Raw genomic sequence first — 15,305 nt, 5'->3', positions numbered from 1 at the left:
CGGAAGTGACGGACCCGGGCTAGGTGAGGGCGACCTCGCGGAGGGCGCCGACGGCGTCGAGCGAGAGCACGAGGTCGAGGCCCAGCCGGGCGAGGAACGCGTCGTCGTGGCTCACCACGAGGATCGCCCCGCGGTAGGCCTGCAACGCCTCCACCAGCTGGTCGACGCTCTGGATGTCGAGGTTGTTCGTCGGCTCGTCGAACACCAGAAGCTGCGCGGGCGGATCGGCGAGCAGCAGCCGGGCCAGGTGCACCCGGAACCGCTCTCCGCCCGACAGCGACCGCACCGGTCGGGTGACGGTGTCGCCGCGCAGCAGCAGCCGCGCCAACTGGTTGCGGATCTCGCCCGGCGGCACCTCGGGTGCGGCGGCCCGCACGTTCTCGAGGGTGCTCGCCTCCTCGTCCAGCCCGTCGAGACGCTGGGTGAGCATTCCCACCCGGTCGGTGTGGAGGGTTCCGCTCGCGCGACCGGGCTCGGGTGGTGTGCCCTCGAGCAGCCCGCGCAGCAGCGTGGTCTTGCCCACGCCGTTGGCCCCCGTCACGGCGACACGTTCAGGCCCCTGGATGACGTACGCGCGGTTCGTGCCCTGCAACTCGGCGATGCGACGCGACCGCGGGACGTCGGGATCGGGCAGTTCGAGGTGGATGTGCTCGTCTTCTCGCACCCGCGCCTCCGCGGCATCCAACGCGGACTGGGCCGAGCGCACGTCGTCGTCGAGGCCCGAGCGGAGCTTGCCCGCCGACACCTGCGCGTCGGAGATGCGCTGCTTCATCACGATCTTGTCGCCGCTGCGGTTGTCGTAGCTCTTCTTCGCGGTACGGGCCCGGCGGGCGAGCTTGGTCTCGGCCTCGATCCGCTGCCGCTTCTCGGCCTTGACCGCCTGTTCGGCCGAGCGCGCCGCCTGTACGGCCGCGGACTGCTGCAGCTCGAGCTGTTCGCGCCAGGCGCTGTAGGCTCCGCCGAACACGGTCAGCCGGCCGCCGTGCAGTTCGGCCGTGTCATCCATGTGCTCGAGCAGCGCCGTGTCGTGGCTCACCACGACGAGGGTGCCCGGCCAGGAGTCGACGAGGCCGGTGAGGCGGGCGCGCGCGTCTCGGTCGAGGTTGTTCGTGGGTTCGTCGAGCAGGGTGATGGCGGTGCGGCGGATGCGCAGGCCGGTGATCGCGACGAGCATCGCCTCGCCGCCGGAGATGGTCGCCACCGCGCGGTCGAGATCCGCGGCGCTGAAGCCGACGTCGCGCAGGGCTTCGTCGGCGCGCGCCTCGATGTCCCAGTCGTCGCCGACCGCGTCGAAGTTGTCGATCGAGGCATCGCCCTGCTCGATGGCGCGGAGCGCGCGCAGCGTCGACCCGATGCCGAGCAGCTCGGCGACCGTGGTGCCGGTCTCGAGCGTGAGGGACTGCGGGAGATAGCCGACGTCGCCCGAGAGTGTGACGGAGCCCGATGTCGGTGTCAGGATGCCGGCGATCACCCGTAACAGGGTCGACTTGCCGGCGCCGTTCGCACCGACGAGCCCGGTGCGGCCGACGCCGAAGCTGCCGCTGAGCCCGGTGAGCGCCGGGTTCCCGTCGGGCCAGCGGAACGTGAGATCGGTGAGGGTGATGGAGGAGTTCTTCGAAGAGGACATGGGGGTTCGACAATTCTGCGGACGACCGCATCGCTAGTGGCCAGAGGGGCGGTGCGAGCCGTCGGCCGGAGAGCGCGGAGGCGCTGTCGGCTGTCAGAAAGGGGCGCGGCAACGGGCGGCGGGATTCCGCCGTGGTCCGGGGCGCCACCGACGGCTCGGTGGCTAGAGTCTGTCGACCTCGAGCATGCGTCGAGGATATCAGCTCGGCCGCCGGCGTCAGCTGGGCGACGTCTCCGACGCCCCGTCCTGACGATCCTCAGAAGTCGAAACCGCCGCCGCCGAATCCGTCGAAACCGCCGCCCGGATCGTCGAACCCGCCCGAGGCGGTGTCGTCGTAGCCGCCCGAGGCCTGGGCGCCGCCCGAGCCGTCGTCGCCTCCGTCGTTGCCGTCGCCTCCGCCCTCGTCGCCGGCGTCGGAGCCGGCATCGAAGCCCGTCCACAGGGTGGACGCGATCGAGTACCAGATGACGGTGTCGAGGATCGAGAGCCCGAGGTAGGTGTTGAAGCCACTGCCCGAGGCGTCCTCACTCAGCACCCGCTGCAGGGTGCCGGGCTTCTTCTGCTCGACCTGGGTGGCGGTCTTCGCCAGTGTGGCCGGCTTCGCATCCGCCGGGCGTTCCTCCGCCGTGGACGCATTCGCCGTGAAGCGGTCGTAGAGGATGTCGAGCTGCTCAGGCGTCAGCTTCGAGAACGCCTCGACGTGCACCTTCTCGATGGTGTCGGGCGGCGCCGTGCGGAGCAGCCGCTCGTATTCGGCCACCGCCCGCTCATCGGCAGGCTTCACCGGAGCGCCGGATGCCGAGGCCGGGGCGCGCTCCTCCTCGAGGTCGTGCTTGCGGCCCAGGATGCGGTCGACGAATCCCATGTCTCGTCCTTCCTGCTCGTGCCGGTCGTCAGGTCTCGGCCGCGCCGAGTGGCGCGATCGTGTAGCCCTGGTCTTTCAGTGCCTGCGTCATGTGCGCGGCGTACCACTCGGGCCATTGCTCGTCGAAGACCCCGCCCAGGTCCTCCTTCTCGTGGATGCCGTGAGCGGCGGCCGCGTCTTTCAGCAGCTGCAGCAGGATCGCGCCGTTGTCGACCATGATCAGCGCCCCGGCAGACGTGTCGTGAGCTCCTGCGCGATCCAGCCGTTGCCGTCGGGGTCCTCGAAGGAGAGGAACGAGCCGTAGCTCGCCCGCGCGGGATCGGGGCCCGCGACGCGCCCGGTGGTGCCGGCCTGGTGGAACACGCCGGTCTCGTCGTGGAACACCTCGCTCACGTCGACGCCGCGCTCGGCCAGCCAGTCGTGGGCTTCGAGGATGTCGGTGACCGCGACCTGGAGGCCCTGCACCGAGCCCGGGGCAGCGGTGCTGAGGCCCTCGCCGAAGATGATCGAGGCCAGGGAGCCGGGAGGAGTCAGCTGCACGACGCGATAGCCGGGTTTGACCGTGAAGTCGGCGTCGAGGCGGAAGTCGAGCTTCTCGTAGAACGCCTTCGCGCGATCGACGTCGGACACCGGGATGACGACGACTTCGAGTTTCAGATCCATGTTCTCTCCATTCAGCGATTGCTGACGATAGTGGCACGCCGTCTCGGCCGTGTCACTACCATCGGAGCATGAGCCACCCAGCCGACTCCCACGACCTCATCTCCGTGCGCGGCGCCCGCGAGAACAATCTCAAAGACATCTCCGTCGACATCCCGAAACGGCGGCTCACCGTGTTCACCGGGGTCTCCGGATCGGGCAAGAGCTCGCTCGTGTTCGGCACCATCGCGGCCGAGTCGCAGAGGCTCATCAACGAGACCTACACGGCGTTCGTGCAGTCCTTCATGCCGAGCCTCGGCCGGCCCGACGTCGACGGGCTGAGCGGCCTGAGCGCCGCCATCATCGTCGACCAGGAGCGGATGGGCGCGAACTCGCGTTCCACCGTGGGCACGGCGACGGATGCGAACGCGCTGTTGCGCATCCTCTTCTCCAGGCTCGGCGAGCCGCACATCGGGCCGTCGTTCCACTACGGCTTCAATGCCGCCGAAGGCATGTGTCCCCGTTGCGAGGGGCTCGGTGAGGTGAACGACATCGACATCGACCAGCTGGTCGACCGCACGAAGTCGTTGAATGACGGCGCGATCACGATCCCGGGGTACAAGGCCGACGGCTGGTACGTGCGCATCTACGCCGACTCCGACTTCCTCGACGGCGACAAGGTGTTGAACGACTACACCGACCGGGAGTGGGCCGACTTCCTCTACAAGGAGCCGGTGAAGGTCGCGGTGCAGAACATGAACCTCACCTACGAGGGGCTGGTGCCGAAGGTGCAGAAGTCGATCCTGTCGAAGGACCGCGACTCGGTGCAGCCGCACATCCGTGCCTTCATCGACCGGGCCGTCACCTTCACCACCTGCCCGGATTGTCACGGCACGCGCCTCAACGAGGCCGCCCTGTCGTCGAAGATCGACGGGCGCAACATCGCCGACTGCACGGCGATGCAGATCAGCGATCTCGCCGAATTCGTGCGGGGGATCTCCGACGAGTCGGTGGCCCCCGTGATCGCCACGCTCTCGCAGACGCTCGACTCTTTCGTGGAGATCGGACTCGGCTACCTCAGTCTCGAGCGCACTTCGGGTTCCCTCTCCGGCGGTGAAGCCCAGCGGGTGAAGATGGTGCGGCATCTCGGATCGAGCCTCACGGATGTCACGTACGTCTTCGACGAGCCGACCGTGGGGCTGCATCCGCACGACATCCAGCGGATGAACGGGTTGCTGCTGCGGCTGCGCGACAAGGGCAACACCGTGCTCGTGGTGGAGCACAAGCCGGAGACCATCGGCATCGCCGACCATGTGGTCGACCTCGGGCCGCGGGCCGGTGTGCACGGGGGAGAGATCACCTTCACGGGCACGGTCGAGGAGTTGCAGGCATCCGAGACCCTCACCGGCCGGCATCTGGGCGACCGGGCGCGATTGAAGGATGCGGTGCGCTCGCCGACGGGTGCGCTCGAGATCCGTGGGGCCACACGGCACAACCTGCAGGGCGTCGACGTCGACGTGCCGCTCGGTGTGCTCACCGTGGTCACCGGGGTGGCGGGGTCGGGCAAGAGCTCGCTCATCCACGGGTCGATCCCGCGTGGAGTCGACGTGGTGTCGGTCGATCAGACCGCCATCCGCGGCTCACGGCGCAGCAACCCCGCCACCTACACGGGGCTGCTCGACCCGATCCGCACCGCCTTCGCGAAGGCCAACGGAGTGAAGGCGGCGCTGTTCAGCGCCAACTCGGAGGGCGCGTGCCCGAACTGCAAGGGCGCCGGGGTGATCTACACCGATCTCGCGATGATGGCGGGGGTGGCGACCGTGTGCGAGGAGTGCGGCGGCAAGCGGTTCCAGCCGGCCGTGCTCGAATACCGACTCGACGGCAAGAACATCGCGGAGGTGCTCGCCATGCCGGTGGCCGAGGCCGAGGAGTTCTTCGGGTCGGGGCCGGCGCACGCGATCCTGCAGCGGATGGTGGACGTGGGGCTTGGTTACCTGAGTCTCGGGCAGCCGCTCACCACGCTCTCGGGCGGTGAGCGCCAGCGGCTGAAGCTCGCCATCCACATGGCGGAGAAGGGCGGCATCTACGTGCTCGACGAGCCGACCTCGGGGCTGCACCTGGCCGATGTCGAACAGCTGTTGCAGCTGCTCGACCGACTGGTCGACTCGGGCAAGACGGTGATCGTGATCGAGCACCACCAGGCCGTCATGGCGCACGCCGACTGGATCATCGACCTCGGCCCGGGCGCCGGGCACGACGGCGGGCGCGTGGTGTTCGAGGGCACGCCTGCGCAGCTGGTGGCCGATCGCTCGACCCTGACCGGGCAGCACCTCGCGGACTATGTCGCGGGGTGACCGCGGGGCGAACGGTGCCGGCTGAGGGTGAGTGTGAGGGTGATTCCGGCGGGAATCGCGCGGTGAGCGGACCGGGCGGCGCTAGCGTAATCCTGGGCCGATCAGCCGGTTAACCCGACCGGCGAGACGTTCACCCGACGTCGTGATCGGCCCATCGTCTTTCCGGAGGTCCCGTCGTGCCCGATTCCCCGAGCGAACGCACCCAGAGCGCACAGAGCGGCCAGCGCGAGGCCGACGGCACCGTGAACGAGACGGCCGCCTGGACCGTCGCGGTCGTCGCCCGCGCCATCGAGGACGCCCGCACCCCGCGTTGATCTCGCGGGCCCCCTTCCGATATTATGTGAGCATGAATCACTAAGCGGTCCGCGGATTCGCTCAACAGAAGGAATCCGCGTGCCAGCTGTTATACCGCGTTATACTCGACCCATGAAGACCGCGATCTCGGTTCCTGACGACACGTTCGAACGAGTCAACCGAAAGGCTGCGGAGATCGGCATCAATCGGTCGGAGTTCTTTTCACGCGCCGCGGAGCTGTACCTCCGAGAACTCGAGGCCGACGACCTCACGGAGCGCATCAACGAGTCGATTCGTCGAGGCGGTCCCGACGCTGAGCAAGAAGCTCGCGAGTTCGCGCGCTTTTCGCAAGGGCAGGCCGCCAGATACGTCGAAGACGACGAGTGGTGATCAAGCGCGGCTCGATCTGGTGGATCGATCTCGGAGAGCGTCACGGGAGCGCTCCCGCGCGCCGGAGACCCGTGCTGGTGATGCAAGCCGACAGGTTCAATCAGAGCGCGATCTCCACCTGCGTGGTCCTGACCATCACGTCGAAGACGGCACTTGCTGAGCAGCCGGGAAATGTCTTCCTTCCGTCGACCGCTTCCGGGTTGACCAAGGATTCGGTCGTCAATGTGACCCAGTTGTCGACGGTCGACAAAGAGGACTTGCGAGATCGGGTAGCTGAGATCCCGTCGTACCTCCTCGACGAGGTCGAACGGGGCATGCGGCTGGTGCTGGCACTCTGAGGGCAGAGTGCACTCAGGCGCGGGCGATGAGGGCCCGGGCGTAGTTGGCGCGGGTCTGGAGTTCGTAGAACTGGGCTGCGGGGTTGAACTGGGCCGGTTCGCCGGTCTGGTACGTGAACGAGCCGTTCGTGACCGTGATCTGCGCGAAGCCGCTCACGCGGTCCTCCTTGGCGAGCAGGAACAGCAGGCTGAAGAGCGTGATCACGAACAGTCCGACGATGGCGACGACGATCGCCCAGGTCGGGATCACCCGATCCACGCGCGTGTTGTTCGTCACGAAGATCTGGCAGCCGGTGAGCGGAACGCTGCCCTGCGGCGTCACCACCCAGTGCTCGGTGAGGTAGAAGTCGCCGAAGCGCACGAGCGGCTGCTCGCTCTGCGGCGCGGGAACAGGAACGCCCGACGGGCCGGCCAGTGACATGCCGCCACCCTATCGAGCCCAACGGGACATTGTCTCCGTCTGACGCCGACCCGCTCCGTGTGCAGTCGGAGACGGTCGGCCCGTGCTAGCCCTGAGGTCCGGTCTCGCGGTCGCCGAGTTCCTCGAAGAGTGTGATCTGCAGATCGGCGGTGGTGTGCAGCCGCGCGTTGAGCGAGTTCCACGGGGTGAGGGTCGGCGGCGCGATCAGATCGGCGCCCGCGCCGGCCAGCGCCTCCGCGGCGGCGGCTGCATCGTCGACTTCGAAGGCGAGACGGATGCGCGGACTCACCGGCCGCCCCACCTCCACCTCGTCGATCATCGCGACCTGCGCCGGATTCGAGATCTCGAGGGTGGCGCGACCCGCCTCCAGGATCATGACGCGGGCGTCGCCGTCACCTTCGAACGAGGCCTCCTCCGGCAGGCCGAGCACGTCGCGATAAAGGGCGACGGCTTCGTCGAAGTCCGCCGCCTCGACGACGACGCGGAGCTGGGAGACCTTGATGGTGTGGGGGTCAGTGGGGGCTGAATCATCCGTCATGCCCCCACCGTAGGCTCGTCAGGGGCGCGCGAACAGCGCGTCGAGGTAATCGCGGAGGCACGCCACCACGTCGACCTCGTCGGGGGCGAGCAGCCATTGCAGTTGCAGGCCGTCCCAGAGGGCGGCGAGGGATGCCGCGGCGATCGCCACGTCGACACGCGGGCTCAGCACGCCCTCCTGCTGCAGCGCGCGGAGTTCGGCCGCGGTGCCGGTGCGCAACCGTTCGAAGCGCGTGGTGAAGTACGCGCGAGCGGGATGGCCGGTGGTCGTGGCCTCGCCGCTCAGCACCGCGTAGAGCTGGATGACGCCGGGGATGCTCTCGTTGGCCCGGGCCTTGAGCAGCACCGACTCGGCGAATCCGGCCGACGGCTCGACCACGGTGTCCGAGACCTCGTCGCGCCGCTGCAACACGGCGAGCAGCAGATCGCTCTTGGCAGGGAAGTAGTGCAGCAGACCGGTCTGGCTCATGCCGACCCGGTCGGCCACGGCCTGGAAAGAGCCGGCGTTGTAGCCGCGTTCGGCGAAGACCGCGTGCGCGGCGTCGACGATGGAGCGTCGGCGCTCGGCGGACTTCGCGCCCGGGCCGCGGCGACCGGCGGACTCGCGGGAGGTCGACATCCTTTCCTCCGATCTTTTTCGAGTGACCACTCGAATTTGATGCTAGCCTCGCGCATGACATCCACGCACCACGGTGAGGACCAGTTTTGCAGCCCTTGACCTATCTGACCGATACCGCTCCCGGTTCCGGTGCCCGCCGTCCGGCTCGTGCGTGGCTCGCGACCGATGCGCCCACACTCTCGCTCGACGGCGACTGGCGGTTCCGCCTTCTCGCCGGAGCTCCGGGTACGCCCGGTGCGGTCGGCGTGCTGCCCGCGGGGGAGGAGCCGGAGGCTGTGGGGTCGGTCGACTTCGACGACTCCGGGTGGGCGAGCATCCCGGTTCCCTCGCACTGGGTGCTCGAGGGCGACGGCGCCTACGGGCGGCCCGTCTACACGAACGTGCAGCTGCCGATTCCGCTCGACCCGCCCTTCGTGCCCGACGCCAACCCCACCGGAGACTACCGGCGCACCTTCGAGCTGCCCACCGACTTCGAGGGCGCGGAAGCGGTCGTGTTGCGCTTCGACGGGGTCGAGTCGCGCTACAAGGTCTGGGTGAACGGGGTCGAGATCGGTGTGGGCAGCGGGAGCCGCCTGGCGCAGGAGTTCGACGTGACCGCTCAGGTGCATCCGGGCGAGAACCTCGTGGTGGTGCGGGTGCACCAGTGGTCGGCGGCGAGCTACGTCGAAGACCAGGATCAGTGGTGGTTGCCGGGGATCTTCCGCTCCGTCACGCTGCAGGCGCGTCCGCAGGGCGGCATCGAGGACCTCTGGGTGCGGGCCGGTTACCGCGACGGCTGCGGCACGGTCGACGTCGAGACGCGTGGCGCCTCCTTCCCCCTGCGGCTTCGCATCCCCGATCTCGGCGTCGACGTGAGCTGGCCCACGGCGGCGGATGTCGCGCCGGTCGTGATCGCGGAGGTCGAACCCTGGTCGGCCGAGACCCCGAGGCTCTACGACGCGACCGTGTCGAACGACGCCGAGAGCGTCGCCCTGCGTCTCGGCTTCCGCACCGTGGAGATCCGTGGCGACCAGTTCTCGGTGAACGGGCGAAAGGTGCTCTTCCACGGTGTGAACCGGCACGAGACGCATCCCGACCGCGGCCGCGTGTTCGACGAGGACTTCGCGCGGGCCGATCTGGCGCAGATGAAGCAGTTCAACGTCAACGCGATCCGCACGAGCCATTACCCGCCGCATCCGAGGCTGCTCGACCTGGCCGACGAGCTCGGGTTCTGGGTCATCCTCGAGTGCGATCTCGAGACGCACGCGTTCGAGCGCGGCGGAGCGTCCACGGCGCGCTGGACCGGCAATCCGAGCGCTGACCCGGCGTGGCGCGACGCTTACCTCGACCGCATCGAGCGCACGGTCGAACGCGACAAGAACCATCCGAGCATCGTCCTGTGGTCGCTCGGGAACGAAGCCGGCACCGGGTCGAACCTGGCGGAGATGGCCGACTGGGTTCACGCTCGCGATCCGGAGCGCCCGGTGCACTACGAGGGCGATCACGTGGGCGCCTATACCGACGTCTACTCGCGGATGTACGCCACCGTGCCCGAGACGCGGTCGATCGGCGCTGACGATGACGACTCGCTGCTGCTGAACTGCTCGGCGGCCGAGTCGGCGAGGCAGCGTTCGAAGCCGTTCCTGCAGTGCGAGTACGTGCATGCGATGGGCAACGGACCGGGAGCGATCGATCAGTACGAGGAGATCGTCGACCGCTACCCGCGGCTGCACGGCGGCTTCGTGTGGGAGTGGCGCGACCACGGGATACGCACCCGCACTCCCGAGGGAGTGGAGTACTTCGCGTACGGCGGCGACTTCGGCGAGGTCGTGCACGACGGGAACTTCGTGATGGACGGGATGGTGCTCTCCGACGGCACGCCGAGCCCGTCGCTCTTCGAGTGGAAGCAGGTCGTGGCGCCCGTGCGGATCGGGTTTGCGGGCGGGGAGGGCGCTGCCGACGGAGATGGCGACCGCGCTGACGGCGATGCGAGCGGTGCGATCGTGGTCGAGAACCGCCAGCACTCGGCCACGCTCGCGGCCTTCGCGGTGCGCTGGGCGCGGTCGGTCGACGGGCGCGTCGTCGCAGAAGGCCCGCTCGAGCTCCCGGCCGAGGTGTCCGCCGGGGAGGAGGTGCGCGTGCCGATTCCGGTCGCCGTGGTCGAGGCCACGGATGCGCCGGGCGAGCACTGGCTCACCGTGGACGTGGTGCTCGCCGCCGAGACGGCGTGGGCGCCGGCAGGTCACGTGGTCGTCACCGCGCAGAAGGCTCTGGGGGCCCCGGCGGAGTCGCCGGCGTGGTCGCGGGTTCGCCGGGCGGACGCGACCGCGGGGCCGAGGCGAGAGTCCGCGACATCCGCGCCCGCCCCGGCTTGGTCGAGCGTTCAGGGGGTGGAAGTGGCGGCGGAGCCCGCGGGAGAGTCCGCGACATCCGTGGCTCCGTTCCCCTCTCTCTCGGGGCTCGCCGGGCTGCCCGTCGAGGGCCCGCACGCGGAGCTCTGGCGCGCGCCCACCGACAACGACCTCTCGGGCAATTTCACCGGGCAGGGCGGGTTCGGCAGCTACGACCTGGTCGACCCCTGGTCGAACCGCGGGCAGGGGGAGCCGGCACCGTCGTCGGCCGAGCTGTGGCGGCAGGCCGGATTGGACCGCCTGGTGCCCCGCGTCGAGGAGGCATCGGTCGACGGCTCGCACCGTCGCATTCGCTACGCCGCCGCCGATTCGCGCGAGAGTGTGCTGCTCGAGGAGTCATGGTCCCGCGACGGCGAAGCCGTCGTGCTCCGGGCGACCCTGACCCCGGTCGGCGACTGGCGCATCCACTGGCCCCGCATCGGGGTGCGGTTCGACCTGCCCTCGACCGTCGATCGCGCGGAGTGGTTCGGGGCGGGGGAGCGCGAGTCCTACCCCGACAGCATCCGTTCAGCCCATGTCAGCCGCTATTCGGCGGCGGTGGACGACCTCGTCGTGGAGTACGCCCGGCCGCAGGAGAGCGGTCACCGCAGCGACCTGCGCGAACTCGTGCTCTGGGAGAACGGGTCGCCGTGGCTGCGCGTCGACGCCGCGCCCGACCATCGAGGTCGGCGTCCCGGCTTCACGCTGCGGCGCCACACCACCGGCGAGGTCACCGCCGCTGCTCACCCGCACGAGCTGCCGCAGTCGGATCGGGTGTACCTGTGGTTCGACGCCGCGCAGAACGGGCTCGGTTCGCGAGCCTGCGGGCCGGATGTCTGGCCCGATCACATCCTGAGGCCCGAGCAGCGCACTCTGTCACTGCGCTTCACGGCGCTGCGCTGACCGCGACCGCCTACGCGCGATACGGCGGCGGAAGGCGGTGGATCAGCGCGGCACGGTGGTCGTTGCCGGGCGGGGTGAGCAGGAGGCTGACCAGCGCCACCGTCGTGGCGTCGGGGGCCGTCATCCGCTCCGCCTGCTGCGCGGCCCAGAGCCGTCGGGCCGATTCCGCGGCCGAGGCGCGGATGGCGTCGAGGAAGTGCTGCACGAAGGTCGCCTCGTCGGGTCGACGGTGGGTGGGCTGCCGATCGGCGGCGATCACGATGCGGGCCAACGTGTAGTCGAAGAGGAACGCGTTCGCCTCCGTCCATTGCGGGCCGGACGCCCGGCGCACTTCGGTGTGCTCGAACTTCCATTCCTCGGGCGGGGCGCCCCGGGAGAAGCGCATGATCGAGCGGGTCAGGACGTAGTCCTGAACCGTGTCGGCATCGGCGTGGCGGAGGAGGGTGTGCGGCATCCTTTCCGGAGTCTAACGCGACATCTGTCGATCAACCTGGACATCCGCCCCACCTCATTCCGTGAGGCGCCGGCCGAGGTCGCGTTCGACGCCGTCGGGCTGTTGCAGGCCGAGCGAGAACAGGCGCTTCACGCGGTCGGCGTTCTCCGGGCGGCCGGATGTCTGGAAGAAGGCCTTCATGCCCGCCGCGAACTCGTCGTTCGAGTGGGGCAGTGAGCCCGCATCCACCAGGTGCTTCGTGGTGCGCACGGCGGTCCGGTCGAAACCGGCCACCCGACGCGCGAACCCGTCGACGAAGGCGTCGAGTTCGGCGTCGGGCACCACGCGGTTGACGTAGCCGTATTCGGCGGCGCGCGCCGCCGGCACGTCATCGGCGCCGAGCAGGATCTCGAGCGCCCGGCCGCGGCCCACCAGTCGAGCGAGCCGTGCCATCGCGCCACCGCCGGGCACCGAGCCGACGCCCACCTCGAACTGGCCGAGCACGGCCCGGTCGCCGACGAAACGGATGTCGGTGGCCAGCACGAACTCGCTGCCCGCCGCGCGCACGCGGCCGTGGATCGACGAGATGGTCAGCGGGGGCACCCGGCTCAGTCGGATGAAGTTGTCGACGTAGGCCGGCAGCCCCGTCGGCCCGATGGCCATCCCCGCGACCCGCTCGCGGTCGGAGAGGAAGTCCCAGTGGGCCATGAAGTAGTCGGGGTTCGCGCTCTCGAACACCACGACGGTGAGTTCCGGCGCGCTTTCGATGCGGGTGACGAGGTCGGCCAGCTGCTCGACCGTGTCGGGGTCGATCAGGTTCACCGGAGGGTTCTCGAACACCACCCGCCAATAGGCGTCGCTTTCTTCCTGCACCCGGAACTGCTCGCTCGCAGTCATGCCGCACCACCTTCCGTCGGCCCCACGCACGCGCCCGCGCACTGGCCCCGATGATGCCACCGTCGCCGGCCCGCCTCAAGGTCTGGCCGACGACGGCAGCGCGGTGTTCTTCTTACTTCACCTTCTTCACCGTGTAGGCGAAGGCGTCGTGCCGCAGCACGGTGCCGGATGTCTTCACCACGGTGATCGTGTGGTCGCCGTCTTTCAGGGCGGCCGAGGTGAACAAGGGCTGTGCAGTGAGGCGGGCGTCGCTGTGCGTGTCGACGGTGGCGACCGTCGCGCCGTCGATGCGCACCTCGACGGTGCCCTGGTCGGGGCCGGTCGGACCGATCCAGGAGACCCCGGTGCCGTGGAAGGCGAACGAGACCGAATCGCCGTCGACCGTCGTGGCGTCGACGTCGTCGTGGAGGTCGCCACGGAACGCGAAGTCGATCGCCGTGTCGCCCACCGCCAGTCCCGCCAGGTAGCCGGCCCGGATGGTGACGGTCGAGCCCGAGACGTCGTAGTCGGTGCCGGCCGTGAGTGCCGTGCCGTCGTGGCTGAGGCCCACCAACTCGCTGGGGTCGCGCAGCACCTCCACCGCGATATCCGTGGGCGCTGCCGTGTCGACCACCGCCGAACTCGTTCCGAGCAGGCTCTCGAGGGTGACGTCGAGCTTGTCGAGCAGCATGAACGCGCCCGACTTCTTCACGACCTGCAGGGTGTGGCTGCCGTTCGGCAGGCCGGATGCGCTCCAGACCGCCACCTGAACGCCCCGCCCCGCGCCAGGGTCGAGATGCGTGCTCACGGTCTGCTGGAACACGCCGTCGAGGTAGACGTCGACATCGCCCTGCGACTCGTGGGTCTCGGTGACGTAGTCGATGCCGGTGCCCTGGAAGGTGTACTGGAACGACGACCCGTTCGCCTCGACGTAGTGCACGTCGTCGGTGAAGTCACCGAGTCCGCGGGTGCCGCTCTGACCCCAGGAGCCCGTGTAGACGATGCCCGGATCGTTGTCGTTCACGGCCACCGTGCGTCCGTCGGCCGGAGCGGTGGGAGGGGTGTCGCCGGTCGAGGAGTCGAACACCGACACCGTGAGGGGCTGGCTGGTGGCCGCCACCTCGTTGTTGCCGTTGCGCGCCCAGTCGCCGTCGTAGGAGACGCGCAGGGAGTCGTCGTTCACCGTGAGCGTGGCCTTCTTCTCGGGGGTCACCTTCAGCAGGCGCACGCCGTGGATCGGCACGTCCTCGGCGGTGAATCCGGTGTCGGCCGAGCCGAGGTTCTTGCCGGCCCAGAGGTCGCGCACGGATGCGCCGCCGGCGAGCCCGAGATCGGCCCAGTTCGCCGTGACGTCGGCCTCGGTGCGGCCGAGGTTGAACAGCGCCACCGTGTAGGTGCCGTCGGCGTTCAGGGCGTACCAGACCTGCTGCTTCGTGGCGATCGACACCGGCTGTGCGGGCGTGCCGGCCTGGTCGACGGCGAGCACCTCCTTGTTCGTCACGAGGTCGAGGCCGAACTGGTCGAGCTGGGTGAGGTCGTTGCCGAGGTACATCGGGGCGGCCGAGATGGCCCAGAGGGTGGTGGCGGTGCGGCGCTCGTCGCGGGTCAGGCCGTCCATCGATCCGTTGCCCACGTCGAGCGAGTCGAGGTCGTTCCAGCCGCCGGGGCCGCCGTGGCGCCACCAGTCGGCCATGCGCGGGAACAGGCGGGCGATGTTGTCCCAGGTGGTGAGGGCTTCGTGGGCGCAGTAGCACTCGACGTCCCAGTCCACCCGCCAGCCGTCGGCCTTCTCCTTCCAGTAGTCGGCGTAATTGATGTCGAGCGCCCAGGAGAGCTCGAACCAGATGCCGCGCGAGTGGAGGGCCTGCGACCAGGCGGCGACGTCGTCCCGCGCGTCGAGCGAGAGGTCGCTGACGCCCGAGCCCGGCGTGACGCTGTCGAACTTCACGAAGTCGACGCCCCAGGAGTCGAGCAGGTTCGCGATCGAGTCGATGTACTTCTGCGAGCACGGGTTCGAGAAGTCGAGGCGGTAGCCGATGTTCCAGTAGTCGGCCTGCTGGATGGGCTGCTTCACGATGTCGTGCGTGGTGCACTCCGGAGCGCCGGCGATGGGCAGCGCCTGCTCGTAGACATCCGGAGAGATGCCGGGGATGAAGTAGAGGCCGAACTTCTGGCCGTTGGCGTGCACGTGGTCGATGACGGTCTGCAGTCCGTCGGGGTAGAGCTCGGTGCTCGGCACCGGGAGGCCGTTGCCGTCGACGCTGCCGTTCCAGCCGGAATCGACGTTGATGTGGTCGTAGCCGAAGGGCTGCAGCTTCTCGTGCATCGCATCGGATTGGGCGATGATCTGGTCGGCGGTGATCCAGTGGCTGTCGCCGGAGTAGACCTGCATGCTGTAGCTGCTCCAGCCGAGGTAGGGCTTGGTGGCGAGCTCCGCGGGGGCGTCCGTGGCCGCGGGGGCCTCCGGAGCGTCGCTCGCCGCTGGCGTTGCGGGCGATTCGGGCGGCGGTGTCTCCTCGGTCGCCGCGGCGGTCCCCGCGCCGGCCAGCCCGATCGAGATCGCCACGACTCCCGCGGTGACCGCCGCGATCGTCGTGCGCAGGAGTTTCTTGCGTTCGTGCATCAGTTCCCCATTTCCGG

The 15,305-nt window shown here is 69.2% G+C and carries 15 protein-coding genes; 5 read left to right on the top strand and 10 right to left on the bottom strand.

The window, feature by feature from the left end:
- Positions 1-19 precede the first annotated feature (19 nt).
- From ACFJGU_RS01115 to ACFJGU_RS01100, 4 genes are all read right to left on the bottom strand, one after another.
- Positions 20-1,627, bottom strand: a complete 1,608-nt coding sequence (locus ACFJGU_RS01115; RefSeq protein WP_382306897.1) for an ABC-F family ATP-binding cassette domain-containing protein — start codon at positions 1,625-1,627, stop codon at positions 20-22.
- A gap of 256 nt (positions 1,628-1,883) precedes the next feature.
- The gene (locus ACFJGU_RS01110) at positions 1,884-2,492 is read right to left on the bottom strand and encodes a hypothetical protein (RefSeq protein ID WP_382306895.1); all 609 of its coding nucleotides are present in this window, start codon (positions 2,490-2,492) and stop codon (positions 1,884-1,886) included.
- A gap of 28 nt (positions 2,493-2,520) precedes the next feature.
- Positions 2,521-2,709, bottom strand: a complete 189-nt coding sequence (locus tag ACFJGU_RS01105) for a hypothetical protein (protein WP_092558170.1) — start codon at positions 2,707-2,709, stop codon at positions 2,521-2,523.
- Between the two features lie 2 nt (positions 2,710-2,711).
- The gene (locus ACFJGU_RS01100) at positions 2,712-3,155 is read right to left on the bottom strand and encodes a VOC family protein (protein WP_092558172.1); all 444 of its coding nucleotides are present in this window, start codon (positions 3,153-3,155) and stop codon (positions 2,712-2,714) included.
- Between the two features lie 68 nt (positions 3,156-3,223).
- On the opposite strand from ACFJGU_RS01100, the gene ACFJGU_RS01095 reads away from it, so the two are divergent.
- The 4 genes from ACFJGU_RS01095 to ACFJGU_RS01080 all read left to right on the top strand — a co-directional run bounded on the left by ACFJGU_RS01095 (position 3,224) and on the right by ACFJGU_RS01080 (position 6,507).
- Positions 3,224-5,485: an ATP-binding cassette domain-containing protein gene (locus ACFJGU_RS01095; RefSeq protein ID WP_382306893.1), complete on the top strand. Its 2,262-nt coding sequence runs from the start codon at positions 3,224-3,226 to the stop codon at positions 5,483-5,485.
- 176 nt (positions 5,486-5,661) lie between these two features.
- Positions 5,662-5,799 (top strand): hypothetical protein, encoded by a 138-nt coding sequence (locus ACFJGU_RS01090; protein WP_382306891.1) that lies wholly within the window; start codon positions 5,662-5,664, stop codon positions 5,797-5,799.
- A gap of 112 nt (positions 5,800-5,911) precedes the next feature.
- A complete protein-coding gene (locus ACFJGU_RS01085; protein WP_382306889.1) occupies positions 5,912-6,169 on the top strand; it encodes a ribbon-helix-helix protein, CopG family in 258 nt (85 codons plus the stop codon).
- Positions 6,163-6,507: a type II toxin-antitoxin system PemK/MazF family toxin gene (locus tag ACFJGU_RS01080; protein ID WP_382306888.1), complete on the top strand. Its 345-nt coding sequence runs from the start codon at positions 6,163-6,165 to the stop codon at positions 6,505-6,507. The genes ACFJGU_RS01085 and ACFJGU_RS01080 overlap by 7 nt, the downstream gene beginning before the upstream one ends.
- Before the next feature lie 13 nt (positions 6,508-6,520).
- Here the strand turns inward: ACFJGU_RS01080 and ACFJGU_RS01075 are convergent, their stop codons facing one another.
- From ACFJGU_RS01075 to ACFJGU_RS01065, 3 genes are all read right to left on the bottom strand, one after another.
- Complete coding sequence (locus tag ACFJGU_RS01075; protein ID WP_382306886.1) at positions 6,521-6,928, bottom strand: hypothetical protein; 408 nt, start codon at positions 6,926-6,928, stop codon at positions 6,521-6,523.
- A gap of 85 nt (positions 6,929-7,013) precedes the next feature.
- Positions 7,014-7,466 carry a VOC family protein gene (locus ACFJGU_RS01070; protein ID WP_382306884.1) on the bottom strand — a complete coding sequence of 151 codons (453 nt, stop codon included), beginning with the start codon at positions 7,464-7,466 and terminating at the stop codon, positions 7,014-7,016.
- A gap of 18 nt (positions 7,467-7,484) precedes the next feature.
- Positions 7,485-8,084 carry a helix-turn-helix domain-containing protein gene (locus tag ACFJGU_RS01065; protein WP_382306882.1) on the bottom strand — a complete coding sequence of 200 codons (600 nt, stop codon included), beginning with the start codon at positions 8,082-8,084 and terminating at the stop codon, positions 7,485-7,487.
- A gap of 95 nt (positions 8,085-8,179) precedes the next feature.
- Here ACFJGU_RS01065 and ACFJGU_RS01060 point away from each other — a divergent pair, with 95 nt between their 5' ends.
- Positions 8,180-11,356 (top strand): glycoside hydrolase family 2 TIM barrel-domain containing protein, encoded by a 3,177-nt coding sequence (locus ACFJGU_RS01060; RefSeq protein ID WP_382306881.1) that lies wholly within the window; start codon positions 8,180-8,182, stop codon positions 11,354-11,356.
- A 10-nt stretch (positions 11,357-11,366) separates the two neighbouring features.
- On the opposite strand, the gene ACFJGU_RS01055 is transcribed toward ACFJGU_RS01060, so the two are convergent.
- The 3 genes from ACFJGU_RS01055 to ACFJGU_RS01045 form a co-directional block, all read right to left on the bottom strand.
- Positions 11,367-11,810: a hypothetical protein gene (locus ACFJGU_RS01055; RefSeq protein WP_382306879.1), complete on the bottom strand. Its 444-nt coding sequence runs from the start codon at positions 11,808-11,810 to the stop codon at positions 11,367-11,369.
- Between the two features lie 54 nt (positions 11,811-11,864).
- Complete coding sequence (locus tag ACFJGU_RS01050) at positions 11,865-12,686, bottom strand: enoyl-CoA hydratase/isomerase family protein (protein ID WP_382306877.1); 822 nt, start codon at positions 12,684-12,686, stop codon at positions 11,865-11,867.
- Positions 12,687-12,798: 112 nt separating this feature from the next.
- Positions 12,799-15,288: a X2-like carbohydrate binding domain-containing protein gene (locus tag ACFJGU_RS01045; protein ID WP_382306876.1), complete on the bottom strand. Its 2,490-nt coding sequence runs from the start codon at positions 15,286-15,288 to the stop codon at positions 12,799-12,801.
- Positions 15,289-15,305: the final 17 nt, after the last annotated feature.

Origin of the sequence: Herbiconiux sp. UC225_62, from assembly GCF_042694625.1 — a bacterium.
In the GTDB taxonomy this organism is placed as follows: Bacteria; Actinomycetota; Actinomycetes; order Actinomycetales; family Microbacteriaceae; genus Herbiconiux.
Note: the sequence above shows the minus strand (reverse complement) of the source record. Positions and strands in the feature narration are given on the sequence as shown.